This window comes from Marinilabilia salmonicolor JCM 21150 (genome assembly GCF_000259075.1).
GTDB lineage: Bacteria > Bacteroidota > Bacteroidia > Bacteroidales > Marinilabiliaceae > Marinilabilia > Marinilabilia salmonicolor.
Genome location: NZ_AJKI01000014.1, coordinates 52,378 through 66,157 on the forward strand (window position 1 = coordinate 52,378; position 13,780 = coordinate 66,157).

A 13,780-nucleotide genomic window follows, 5' to 3' on the forward strand; every position below is an offset into this window, starting at 1 on the left:
AAATTGAATCTGCGTGTTATTCTTTAATTATTTTATGCCAGGAAGAACTGTCCTTGCCGGTTGAAATCTCCATAAGGTATAAACCGGTGGCCAGCGATGACAAATCATAAGAGTTCTTTCCTTCTGCTGACTCCTCAAACACAACTCTGCCGGAGAAATCATATACCACAACTCCTGAGACTTGTTGATTCCCCAAAGTTTCAATATAGATTTTATTTTCAACCGGATTTGGGAAAACGCTTGTCCCGTTCGCATTCTCAAAAACGTCGGGCCCGGTGGATGTCACATTCCTGAAACCCGGCAACTTTTCTGACGTGTAAAGAACAAATTCTCCGGGGCGAAGTGAGATCATCATATTCTCATTAGTAACATTAATGCTGTCGCCCTGGAAATGATTGTACCACCATCCAGTGCGACTGAAAAAAGCCTCTTTACTTCCTTTTTCCAGTCCGAAATTTCCAACCAGACGTACATCAACCTCTGTGCCGTTTAAAGCAATTCGTTTTAGAGCTCCGGAGACGTCCATTCCAAAGTCAGCTGTTGAGAAAACTTCATGGGTCTTCCGAAGCTGAATCATTTCAGCATAGAAGTTCCACAACGACTCCCGGGCATAATCCTCCAGGTAATCCCACTTTGGTGGCTTTTGCCCAAGACGCCCTCCATCATCAATACTCACATCATAACCCAGTTCGCCAAATTGCCAGATCATTTTAGGACCGGGAATTGACATCAGGAAGGTAGAAGCCATAGCAGAGCGCAGCAGAGCAGTTTCAAGCTCACGAACATCATAACCATTGGAAGAGTCTCCAAAATTAAGGGCCCTGTACATCACCCGCTCTTCGTCATGACTCTCCATATAAGCCACCACATTGGGAAAATCCCATCCGCGTTGTTGATAGGAAGCCCATGAAAAGTCTGATTTGCCGTCAGAATTATAGCCCATCACCCCTTCGCTAAAGGGATGATTCATATTGCCCCACAAAAGTATTCCATGATCAGCAAGAACACGTTCTTCCGAATTATCTGACAAATGCTCAAATATAACTATGGCATCCGAATTTCTTTCCCAAATCTCATTGGTCATCCTTTTTAAAATCCCAATCCGACTGGCATCATAATCGCTGGCCCATGAATTGGTGCCATAAGGAGTATTGGTAAAACCCTTGGTGAAGTCAAACCGAAAACCGTCAATTCTGAATTCAGACATCCAGTATGAGTTAATGCTGTCAATTAGTTCACGGGTATATGCACTTTCATGGTTAAAATCATACCCCCATTGCGCAGCGGTATTTTCCATATTGTGATCACGGTTGTACCAGGGATTATTCGCGGCGGGTTTTTCTCCATCCCAATACATTCTTACAAGAGGAGACTGGCCAAAACTATGATTCAGAACCATATCCATAATAACAGCAATACCTCTAGCATGACATTCATCCACAAACTCTTTATAATCATTTACAGTACCATAAGCTTTATCCGTAGCAAAATAGAAAGAAGGATTGTATCCCCAGCTGTCATTTCCCTCAAATTCGTTGAATGGCATCAATTCGATGGCATTTACGCCCAATCGTTGCAGATAGTCCAGGGTGTCGGTCACTGTTTTGATGTCCTGTGCTGAAGTAAAATCACGAATCAGCAATTCATAAATCACCAAATCTTCAGAGGCGGGAGCGACAAAGTCAGCTGTTTTCCATACATACTCATCCGGAGTAGTCGTAAAAACAGAAACAATACCATCTGCCCCCTTAGCTGTGGGATAAGGCTTGAGCCCGGGATAAATATCTTCAGGAATATATCGGTCATTCCAGGGATCCAGTACTTTATTGGTATAAGGATCAGCCACTTTCACTTCCCCGTCAATATAATACTGATAGGCGTATTCTTCTCCGGCTGTAAGTCCCGTAGTAGTCAACCAGAAAAACTCCCCATCCTTTTTCATTTGAGCATCAGGACGAGGTTCCCAATTATTGAAATCGCCCAAAACGTACACAAACTCCTTTTCAGGTGCCTGAAGAAGCAAAGTTACTGTGTTCTCGTCGATGATATTGACTCCGTTTTTCAATCCTTCCGGCCGTGGTTCTGCAACCACAGGTTCCTGGATATAAAAATTAACCGTATCGGCATCGGTTTCTGTTCCTGCTGAAGCCACCAATATCAGTTGATGACTGCCCTCATTCGGAGCATTGAAAGAATAAGTCAACTCACCCGAGGTGGAAGTCTCTACGGATGCATCATCGAGATAAAGCTCCAGTGTTTCGGCATCCTGTCCCTGCCCGGTCACATTAATCAAAGCACCCGGACTGAAAAGAGTACCATCGGCAGGTTCGGCCAATAAGGCGGTCAATCCGGAAGAATAAACATCAACCATGATGTCTTTACCGCCTTCATCCTTACCTTCTTTCCAGCTACCATTCACCTCAGCCTCACTTCTGAATACAAAAGCCATTTTCAGGATCTCTTCCCCATCGGGAACCCCATAATAACTCCTGAGATCAGGAGTGATTGCCAACTCATAGGTGTTTTCGGCAACCCTGGTCAGTTTTGCTTTTTCAACATTCACCCCCCAGTCGGCCACCACATATTTCCAATCCGAATCACCAGTACTTTCACTGGTAATAACACCTGTGTGGGCATAAACATCCCCTGTATAATCCTCCAGTCCTCCTGTACCCTGAGTAGCATCAAATGTTACTACAATCTCACTTCCTTCGACAGGGATTGCAGGTTGAGTTGAAACTACCTGAGCCGATACCCAGGTAGTTACAAACCCTATGAACATGAAAAAAAAGAGTCGCTTCATATTTTTTATTTTGTATTTCAAATTTCAGAATCCTATTAAACCTCAAATTCACTTCAGGTAAATCCTTAATTACAACTTCCAATATCAGAACAATCCTCTCAAACAGGATGGATTCATACGATAAAATTTATTTTTAAAGCTTGAAAGTATCTGTCATAATTTTATTTGGTGACACTTAAGTGTCGTATCATTATCATTTTAAAAGAATCAGTCCCAAACACATCTTAATTGTTCAAAATAAAACAAGTAAATAGTGTTTGTCTATAAAGTCCAACTTCTGCGTTGTTACTCAAAATCTAAATCCTCAAACACATTAGTATTCTACGGTTTAAGTTTTTCACACGTTTTGAATTTGAACTTTCTATCTCAACCACATGAAAAACGCTTAGTTAATAGTCAAGTGTCTGGTCAGAAAATGCCAGTTGAAAGGCCAGCGAAGCAAATGGTACTTTATCGACAGACACTAAATAATCCTCAGATCATACAGAAAAACACCTTCATTTTAGTTTTTACGTTCTTTCACTTCAGTGACAATAACTCCCCGCTCGAATCATAACAACTGACAACCTTTTGATTTACAAACAACAAAATATCATTCATTTTCTTGAAAAAATAAAGCTATGCTCGTAAACAAAAAACACGGACCCGGAGAATACTCCGGATCCGTGGTGTAAAACTTGATTTATTGTAATGTAATTGATCCTGTACTATCCTTGAAGTTAAGATCAATTTTATATGTACCTGCTTCCACAGCGACAGGCTCCTGATCTCCACCGGTACCTCTGAATTCAATATTACCACTATATATCATAAATTCAGACTGCCACCAATCCCCAACCTCAAAGTAAGAATGCCCGGCATACATTCTAAGGTTGGCACCAAGCAGAGGCCCTTCATAGGTAATCACCTCATTGGCATTATCAACGGTAAAGAGGTAATCTGTATTTCCTCCATCCCAACTACCAATGGCATCACCAATCAGGTAAATCTCGGGATCTTGCACTGAAATCTTTTCAGCATCCAGGTCAACAACAACCATATAATATCCGCTTTCGGCAGGAGCAACAATATTATCTGACCCCTTGCTGTATTCTCCGTTCCCCAGGTCTTCAGCGGCTCCAAAATCACCTTTCCATTCTCTCTGTGGGGCAAACTTAAAATTACCTCCACCTTCAAGCCAAACAATTTTCCAAAACATGTTTGGATGTGAATTAACAGGAACCATAGGAGCATCTGTCAGATCCCATTGCCATCCGTCGGGTGTTCCATCGCTATCAGAATCATCCATATTCAGAGCATCACCTACCATAAATAAAGTTTCCGGATATTCAGCAACTTCCACATCCGCTGTCTTTTCAGTAGTGAATGAATCAGCTCCACGAGCATTCCACACATACTTAACAGTATATATTCCGTTCTCAGACCAGGAAAAATTGTCTCCACCTGATTCCAATTCATCAACACTACCGCCAAAATTAGTATTCACGGTTACACCTTTGTTTCCTTCACCCAGGTCCAATTCTTCATCAAGAAAAATTTTCCATCCTCCTGAGTAACGCAGTTTAAACGTTCCTTCAAGGAGTTCAACACCTTCTTGACGAAATACCACAGAGTCAAGACTGAAAGTTTCCATGGTTAACTCTGTATCACCAGACCAGCCACCGGGAGTTGCATCACCTATGAGGCCCCATTTAACCTCCGACACAGAAACTTTACCCACTTCCTCATCGAAAACAACATGATATAAACCATCATTAGGCACCGTAAAAGCTGTTGAAGTTTTCACCAAAGAACCTTTTCGCAGTGAAGCCCCTTTGGGCTCATCACCATGTCTTTCTTCATCAGGAATCTCGGCAAAATCATCACCGGGTCCCCACATGTTATTATCAGCACCTTCAACGGTAAGAATATTGAAGCCTTCCTGTCCTTGTTTTACAGCAATATAGATTTCAAAAAGGGATGCACGTTCTTCCTGAAGCACCTCATTCTTAGCCATTCTAAGACGAGCTGCAGATTCCGTTTCCTCAAAAACAATTCCGGAACCAATAATGTACATTCCATCCAAAGAAGGAACATCCTTGGTGCTGTTCAGAATTATTTGCTCATAATCTTTGTCCTCCTCACACGAGGAAAACATCATAACTGCCCCGATAGTCAGGAACAACCACTTCGATATATTTTTTATTTTCATAATATTTCAATTTTATGATTTTAGCAGAAACCTATTTGGGTTCTTCCAATAAGTTTGGATTTGCATCTGAAGCCCATTTGGGAATCGGGAAAGTAGAAACGCCAACTTTAGCCTCTTTTTCCCACCATTGTTTTTCAAACTCCCCAAACCGGATTAAATCCTGACGGCGATGACCTTCCAGCCACAATTCACGTCCACGTTCATCCAATAAATCATCCAATGAAGCACCAATAATATCATCGACTCCTGCTCTGTCTCTTATTTCGTTGATTAAATCATCCCCATCTCCAGGGTTTCCGAGACGAATCTGAGTTTCAGCTTTCATCAGTTTTGCATCAGTAATCCTAAACAATGGAAAATCATTACTCAAACTTTCTTTTGCACCATTGGCAATTTCAAATTTTTTCATGCGTGCTCCACCAAATTTAACATATGCATAACCATCCACATCGGTGGTCATCCATAAATTCTGTAGCTTAGGCAAGATATAAACCTGCTTATCATCGTCCAGTTCACTATAGAATGGTTCATCTCCTGTCCATCCGGGATTATCGTCATCAATGAGTGGTTCTCCACCCTGAGTGTACTGAGGGCCCCAGATCATCCAGGATGTCTTTCGAAGATCATTCTCCTCATACAAGTCAAACTGCATTGGAGTTGCGGCAAAACCATTCCACGGTCCCACTGCCATACCAAAGGTTTTATTATGTAAGTAATGCAACGAACGCATGTGCAATCTGAACCCCTGATAAGTATCCTCGTCAAAGGGAATAGAGAAAATGATTTCAGAGGAATTCTCATTCTGCGTGGCAAAAGGAGACATTAAATCTGTGGCCATTGCATAAGGACCCGCTAAAACTTCATCCAGTGCATCAGAGGCTTCCTGCCACTGAGGTGTACCGGTGTAAACCTCGGCATTCAGGTATAACTTGGCCAACAGCATATAAGCCATATATTGGTTCGCCAGATACTTCTTGTCGGATGCCTCCAGTAATGAAACATTGGCCTCCAACTCTGTAACCAGATTATTAAAAACATCTTCCCTTGATATCTTAAAAGGTTGTTCCGGTGCATCTTTTGCTGATGTCAGGTATGGAATATCCCCATAATTATCCATCAACAAATAGTAATAGAAAGCTCTCATTGTTTCAACCTCGGCAATCACCTTCTTAACATCATCCGTTTGTTCAAACGTTTTGAGCCGATCAATAACCTGATTACTACGAGTTACACCATCATAGAGGTTAGACCACATATTATTAACAGCGTCAACATCATTCGACCATGTATGTTGATGCAATACCCGCCATTTACCGCCATCATCCCAGTCGGTATCACGAGTTGGAGCACAATATCCGTCACCAGTGATAATTTGAGCCAAATACCAATAACCCTGATCATCAATCAGATCTTTCAGTTTAGAGTAAGCGTCCACAGACAAACTGGCTATTTGCCCTTCATTTTCAGGATATTGATCCGCAGGAATCGACTCATAAAGTTCCTCATCCAAATCTGTACACCCAATTCCTGCGAAAAGAGCAAACAGCAGAGGTAATATAATATATTTTTTCATAATTGTTCTTTTTTAAAAAGTTGCAGAAATTCCAAAAGAAAATGAACGTGTTTTTGGATAAACGTTGTACTGATCAATTCCAAAAGCCAATCCATTTACTGATGTTTCAGGATCTAAACCTGAATAACCTGTAAGGGTAAAGAGATTGTTTCCCGTAAGAGAAAACTTCACATTTTCCATCCAATCAACGGTATTGGTTTTCAGGGTGTAGCCAAGAGACAGATAATCGAGACGGATAAAAGAAGCATCCTCCACATATAAGTCACTAACTGCAGGACCTGATTTCCGTCCCATTTTATCCCAGACTAAAGCTTCTGAAACCACATTTCTTGCAGGGAAATCACCCGGATAATCAAACAACATTTGTGTGGCATTAAAGACATCGTTTCCGATCAATGAGCGAAATGAGAAATCTAAAGTCCAGTCTTCATAAAATGTAAAACTGTTAGACCAACCCAGTTCCAAATCAGGAACAGCACTACCGGCAATATACCTGCTTGCTTCACTGATCTCTTCAGTAGCACCACCGGCTTCAGTCTTGTAAACCATATTACCATCTCCACTCAACCCTACAAATTCGGGAAGATAAAAACTACCAATAGACTCGCCTTCCACAATTCCGGTCACCCAGTTTGACTGACCAATAAGTCCACGGCCTTCAACCCAACCCTCTTTGCGAACTCCTGTTTCAGGTGCATATTCACCGAGATCAACTAGTTCCTGTTGGTTATGAGAAGCTGCTAAAGAGGTCTTCCATTTAAAATTAGCTTCATTTATGGCAAAATACTGCACATTAAGCTCTACACCTTTGTTTTCAACCTCTCCGGAATTAGCCCATATTTCCGGGGCCGGATTTGGAGGAACGGGGACAGAGTAACGTCCAAGAAGGTCTGTGGTGGTTTTCTGATACAATTCAATTGAACCACTTATTTTACTACCCAGGAATCCAAAATCCAATCCAAGGTTGATTTCAGTTGTCTCTTCCCACTGAAGATCAGGATTTGCAACTTTTGATGCAGTATATGTTATTACATCCTCTCCAGTCGCAGGATCTACACTAAGTCCGGCAGGCTCATAAAACATCTGGCCATTGTATTCTCCGATCTCCTGGTTTCCGGAAACCCCATAACTGGCTCTAAGTTTCAGGTTTGAAAGCCAGTCAACAGAGGACATAAATTCTTCACGAGAGATAGTCCAACCGGCTGCAACTGTAGGAAAAACACCCCATTTGTTGTTTTCACCAAACTTTGTAGAACCATCACGGCGGATTGATCCGGACAGATAGTACTTATTCTGGTAATTGTATTGTGCACGACCAAAGAAACCAATCAATCGCCACATACCCTTATAAGAACCAACATGTGTACGATTGATATCCAGCATTGACCCCAGATTATTATACTTTATGTAATCAGAACTCGGATCTGAACCTCCAGCATTAAACCCATCATAAACATATTCATGCCATGAGTATCCGCCCAAAAGAGAAAGGTTATGATCTTCATTAAAGGTCTTATCATAGTTGAAATAACCCTCAATCATTTTTTGAGTGTTGTTGGAGTAACTCCTGTTGGCACTACCCTTTTCTTCCGCATTATACACATCATTCGGACGGAAATATGCATTTTCATGGTCATCACGGATATATCCAAGATTGGCTGTTCCAATTAAGCCATCAATAATCTCAAACTGAGCTTTCATATTTCCCATAAAACGTTTCGCATCCCTTGTATTATCAATATTGTTGATGACTGAAAAAGGATTTTCGTAGTTAAAGCCACGGTTTATCTGAAAAAGAGAACCATCTTCTCCATACACGGGATCAGTCGGGTTACGCTGCAAAGCCTGAAAAATTACGTCATCTTTGTTATAGCTATTGTAATTTTCGTAATCATTTTGCTCAAATGCAGACCCTAAACTTCCGCTTAATGTCAAACGATCGTTAATTGCTTTATGCGAAAAATTTAGTTTCAAATTAGTACGCTCCTTACTGGTTCCGGCAACAACTCCATCCCAGTCAGCGTGAGTCACGGAAGCATAGTAATTGGAGGTTTCATTCCCACCTGAGAAGTTCAGATTGTAATTTTGAGTATATCCGGTCTGGAAAAGTTCATCCTGCCAATCGGTGTTAGCTCCGTTATCGGTAAAACCGGAAATATTGTTTTCACTTACATAATTACGAACCTGATCAGCAGTAAGCAAATCCAAGGTATTGGCAACTTCATCGACAGAATAAGAAGCATTAAAATTAACGGTACCTTTCCCTGCTTTCCCTGTCTTGGTAGTAATGATAATCACACCATTGGATCCTCTTGATCCGTAAATAGCAGTAGAAGCTGCATCCTTCAACACATCAAATGTTGCAATATCCTCAGGTGCAACCACCGTTGGATCTGCCCCTGGAATTCCGTCAATAACATATAGAGGCTGTGTATTTGAATCAAAACCGGAAGCCCCACGAATTGTCACCGCAAACCCGGCATTAGGGTCACCACCTTTCTTGGTAATCATCACACCCGAACTCTTGCCCTGCATCGCTTGAATAGGATCAGTCAGTGCACCACGGTTAAGATCCTCTGCAGTCACCTGAGAAACAGCTCCGGTTTTATCAACCTTCTTCTGCACTCCATAACCAATCACAACCACCTCATCTAACCCCAGAATTTGAGGTTCAAGTTCTATATTTATTTGATTCTGGCCCGCTACAGCCACCTCATTGGTCACATAGCCAATAAAAGAAAATGCAAGTGATGCATCTTCAGCAACCTGCACGGAATAAGTTCCATCGACCTGGGTAATGGTTCCCTGCTGAGTACCTTGTATTACTACAGTCACACCCGGCAACGGGTCACCGGTTTCGGCATCCGTTACCGTTCCTGTCACAGTTACTTCCTGAGCTGATGCGCTTATAAAAAAGCCAAGCCCCAAAAAGAGAAACAGGATTTTGTAAAAACTAAACTGTTTTTTCATAAAACTTTGATTTAAAATAAACTTGATTAAACATTTTTTTCAAAAGACCATTCATATGATATATGATCTCATTGTGTACCGGATTTTTTCGTTTTTAATCGACCCCTATTGAAAAGCAAAAAAGGAGAACATCGTTATGACTCAAATTCTGCTTTCCGGGTTGTCATCATTTCTTAACACAACAAAATTAGAAATAAAACACCCTCACGTAAACATTTGTTAACATTGATTTTCTCCTTTTTACACAAAAAACATCGCAAACGATACCGCAAACGTTTGCGGTATCGTTTGCAGTAATATCAGCTGTTGTAAAACATTCACATCAACATTCTTGCAAACGTTTGCGAAAATCACAAAATGAAACACATAATTGATTCGATTAATTATTTTTTAACAAATCCCCTTTCCCGGTATAAAGGACCGAAGGACTTTTAACAGTAGTCAAGAGATAAGAAAGGATGCCAATACCGAAAAACCTGCATTTTCAGTATAAAATTCAACAATTTACCAAATTGCAAATAATGAAGCATGAGGATCGATTATTCAAACCTCAAGATATCGAAATAGCCCCAGACATACTTGATGCGGGAATAAAAGGAAGGTGAGAATTAAAATAATATTTAGTGATTATAATTTGACAATAATCCTAACCTACCATATACATAAAAAAGACAACAATCTTAAATTCAATTAGTTATTTTATGTATATCCTTAAAAGGAAAAAGCTCGCTTTTAGGAGGACTACCTTATACATAAAACAATATAGCAGGGAATGCGGAAACAGGCTGAAAGGCTGAAAGCAATAGCCCAGGGCAACGTCCCAGGCTATTGCTTAAAGACCTTCGGCCTTAAAAAAATACAGCCTAATTTTGTCAAAGTAGCGTAAAAAGTCATGTGCCTGGTCAGAAAGTGTCAGTTGCAAAGCCTGCCCCGATTTTTTTCAGGGGCTTACGACCGCGTGCCGCCTAAAGCTCTAGCGCCGTGCCGTCGGCAAGCCATTGGCGACCGATGGATGGCGCAAGCCGCCAAAAACGGAGTCCCGAAGTAGCTTTTGTAAGGTTTTTTGAACAAAAAACCAACAAAAAGCACAATCGGGATGAGTATTATGGAGGCAAGCATAACGCAGCAAGTGGTACTTTATGAACAAACACTAATCAGAATCTGTCCAAAAACTATGCGTTTTTAACGTGTTTGAGATAGAAAATTCAAGACGTGTGAAAAACCAAAAGCGCAGAAAACTAATGAATTTGAGGATTTAGATTTTGAGCAACAGCGCAGAAGTTGCAAAACACCATAAACTCTTAATGCAAAAGAGTTACAATCCGCATTATTGCATAAGTAAATAGCAAAGATTAAGCCTGTAAAAAAGGTTAACGAAGTCTTACGTTCAGATAGAAGCAAAAAAGGAGGTGTAAATCCAGTTACGGATAAACACCCCCCCGAGAAACTAATCAATTATTCAATTGTTCCGGTTCCGGCATTAAAATCAAGTGTTACCACACTTCCAACACTCACTTGTACCCTCTCTTGATCGGGGCCTTCTCCACGATAAACAATTTCACCATCTAAAACAATAAATTCTCTGGTCCACCAATCGGTAGTGGCTGCAGAAGAACCTGCATACATGCGAAGTTCACCGTCGCCTGTAGTGGTTATGCTCATTTTATCATCAGATATTTCAAAAGGATACTCCCCGGCATCCCAGCCTCCAAAACAATCTCCCATTCCATAAACCTGGGCTGTCTCAATGGTAATTGTTCCGGCAGCCATATCCATATAAACCATATAAATTCCATCAGAAGGAACAAAGGCATTACCGTCAGCAGAAGTATATCCTACTTCCTCATCCAGCATAAAGAAGTCTTCCCCCCAATCTCTTACAGGACTCCATTTAAAACCATTTGCTGAGTTAAAATAACGAACAGACCAAAAAGCTCCATCAACACCATTAACAGGAACCATTTCAACTACACCTTCTGAAGCCCAGTCCCAGGCACCAAAGTCCTGACCAATCATGTACATATTCTCGGGGAATTCAGGAGGTTTAAAATAAGCAGTAAACGTATATTGCATTACATTAGAGTAAATTGCATCAACTGTACTGTCAAATGAAATAGAATTAATAGTGGCCTTTACTCTTACATAAAAGGTTATTTCTGCTGACTCTGAAATAAACTTTGTTGCTGCCGCATTAATTTGATCTGCTGTGATTTTAACGTTATCAGCTCCATCTACAGAGGTCATCTCCACAGCATTTGAAAAGGTCTCAGAGGTATCCACTTCAATTGCATAATTCACTGAGGCAGAATAACCATAATCTGCAGGGCTCCAATACCAGGTACTAACAGAATCTTCAGGACTCATACCCTCTTCCACCACATAATTCTGTCCTTCAAGATTCTCAAGGACAGGAGCAGAAACATCAGTCTTCATTGTTACCTTATCGTCTTCTTCACATCCAAAAAGGACAGAGATAAACAACAAAGGCAATATCATTTTTATCTTTTTCATTGTAAATTCTTTTTATGAGGTTTCCAGATTTCATTTTTAATTGAAACCGGTTCAACCGACCGGCTTCAATTAAATACTACTCCGTAACGTCAGTTAATTAATACCCTTCGTTCTGTACCAGGTTCAGATTCGAACCAATATCATCGGAAGGAATGGGATAAATACTTCTGAAATCATTTACAGAGCGTCCCTCATTAACTCCACCTTTCCATGGCCACACATAGGATGAACCGGTAAATTTTCCAAATCTTACCATATCTGTGCGACGTAAAGCTTCATAGAACAACTCTCTGCCTCTCTCATCAAAAATGAAATCAAGGGTGAGATCTTCTTCAGAAATAGTTGCTAAAGCGCTTTCCTCTCCATAAGCACGTTCTCTAAGCTCATTAACATACTGCAAAGCAGTTGCTTCATCACCACCAGAGCCTCCACGAAGAACGGCTTCAACATAATTCAGGTAAACTTCACCCAATCTAAACAAAGGAAAGTCAGTGTAGGCATTATTGCTCGGTGGATTGGAACCATCACTATTAGCATTGTAAAATTTCACAACCGGGATTCCATTGTCCTTAAACAAAGAAGGAGATTCAATCTCAACATTTTCTGTATAGTCCAACTCCAACATGGCAAAACGATTATCAAACTCGGTATCAGACTCTGCCTCAAAAGTCGCCAGCAATGAAGATCTCGCCCGATTTCCCTGCCAAGCCCCCACGGCATTAACTTCAGTCTGCATATCGGAAGGAATGGTACTACTCAAAAGAAAAGTCATTCCACCCCATGTCTGAGTATCATCCCCTTCATAGCGAATAGGAAAAATCATTTCAGGAGATTTATGATTATCTGCTTTAAAGACATTCCCATAAACATTATCTAATTCATATTGAGCTTCCAATACTTTTTTACTATAAGTAACAGACTCCGTATATTTAGACTCTCCGATGTAGGCCTCTGCGTTGAGGTATAAGCGTGATAATAACGCCCAGTTAGCTGCCTTATGCGCACGACCATAATTATTACTGTCATATCCAACGATAGGGTCCAGCATATCAGACTCACATGCAATCAACTCACTCTCAATGTATTCAAAAACCTCCCTTGCCTGTTTTTGCGGAGGAGCATCCTTGCCCATTGCACTCTCTTCAGTTACAAAAGGAACATTCCTAAACATATCAAGAAGATAATAATATGCCAATGCCCGGTGAAATCTTGCTTCAGCACGATACTCAACGATTGTTGCTTTTGTACTCTCATCTACACCCCGGGAAGAAAGTTTTCCATCTGTGGTCTCTCGAAGAAATGCATTCGCAAGGTTTATTTGATAATACAATCTGTAATAAAACCCTTTAATGAAAACGTTCCCTGCTCCCCAGGTAATATTGTTCAATTCAGGAATACCTGCATCACCCCAGGCACAATGAGTTTCATCTGTCGGAAGCTGTTGCAGGTTCCACAAGCCTCTTAAAAAGGAAGCCTGACTACCTCCATCAACACCTGCAACATCAGGGTCACCGTCACCACCACTGTTACCACTAATAGCAAGACCGGCATATATTTTAGCTAAACTTTCCTGATATGCATCGAGTTCGCTCCCAAAAACAACTTCAGAAACAAGTTCCTCCTCATCCAAAGGGATTGTATCAAGATCATCTGAACAAGCCCCAAACCCTATCATTAGCATTAAAGCAAAAATGCCAACAATGTATTTATATCTAAATTCTTTCATACTATC

6 protein-coding genes are annotated in these 13,780 nt (G+C 40.9%); all 6 read right to left on the reverse strand.

Features of this window, described 5'->3' with window-relative positions:
- Positions 1 to 16 precede the first annotated feature (16 nt).
- The 6 genes from W7W_RS0109495 to W7W_RS0109530 all read right to left on the reverse strand — a co-directional run bounded on the left by W7W_RS0109495 (position 17) and on the right by W7W_RS0109530 (position 13,774).
- Complete coding sequence (locus W7W_RS0109495; protein WP_010663545.1) at positions 17 to 2,803, reverse strand: alpha-amylase family glycosyl hydrolase; 2,787 nt, start codon at positions 2,801 to 2,803, stop codon at positions 17 to 19.
- A 682-nt stretch (positions 2,804 to 3,485) separates the two neighbouring features.
- Positions 3,486 to 4,994, reverse strand: a complete 1,509-nt coding sequence (locus tag W7W_RS22865; protein WP_010663546.1) for a SusF/SusE family outer membrane protein — start codon at positions 4,992 to 4,994, stop codon at positions 3,486 to 3,488.
- 31 nt (positions 4,995 to 5,025) lie between these two features.
- Positions 5,026 to 6,567 carry a RagB/SusD family nutrient uptake outer membrane protein gene (locus W7W_RS0109505; RefSeq protein ID WP_010663547.1) on the reverse strand — a complete coding sequence of 514 codons (1,542 nt, stop codon included), beginning with the start codon at positions 6,565 to 6,567 and terminating at the stop codon, positions 5,026 to 5,028.
- A gap of 12 nt (positions 6,568 to 6,579) precedes the next feature.
- The gene (locus W7W_RS0109510) at positions 6,580 to 9,537 is read right to left on the reverse strand and encodes a SusC/RagA family TonB-linked outer membrane protein (RefSeq protein WP_010663548.1); all 2,958 of its coding nucleotides are present in this window, start codon (positions 9,535 to 9,537) and stop codon (positions 6,580 to 6,582) included.
- A 1,455-nt stretch (positions 9,538 to 10,992) separates the two neighbouring features.
- A complete protein-coding gene (locus W7W_RS22870; protein WP_010663549.1) occupies positions 10,993 to 12,048 on the reverse strand; it encodes a SusF/SusE family outer membrane protein in 1,056 nt (351 codons plus the stop codon).
- Positions 12,049 to 12,145: 97 nt separating this feature from the next.
- Entirely contained in the window at positions 12,146 to 13,774 is a 1,629-nt protein-coding gene (locus tag W7W_RS0109530; protein ID WP_010663550.1) for a RagB/SusD family nutrient uptake outer membrane protein, read from the reverse strand.
- Positions 13,775 to 13,780 lie beyond the last annotated feature (6 nt).

Excerpts from the sequence above, each read along its gene's own strand:
- W7W_RS0109495 (WP_010663545.1), bottom strand. The coding sequence starts at position 2,803 with ATGAAGCGACTCTTTTTTTTCATGTTCATAGGGTTTGTAACTACCTGG.
- W7W_RS22870 (WP_010663549.1), bottom strand. The coding sequence starts at position 12,048 with ATGAAAAAGATAAAAATGATATTGCCTTTGTTGTTTATCTCTGTCCTT.
- W7W_RS0109510 (WP_010663548.1), bottom strand. The coding sequence starts at position 9,537 with ATGAAAAAACAGTTTAGTTTTTACAAAATCCTGTTTCTCTTTTTGGGG.
- W7W_RS22865 (WP_010663546.1), bottom strand. The coding sequence starts at position 4,994 with ATGAAAATAAAAAATATATCGAAGTGGTTGTTCCTGACTATCGGGGCA.
- W7W_RS0109505 (WP_010663547.1), bottom strand. The coding sequence starts at position 6,567 with ATGAAAAAATATATTATATTACCTCTGCTGTTTGCTCTTTTCGCAGGA.
- W7W_RS0109530 (WP_010663550.1), bottom strand. The coding sequence starts at position 13,774 with ATGAAAGAATTTAGATATAAATACATTGTTGGCATTTTTGCTTTAATG.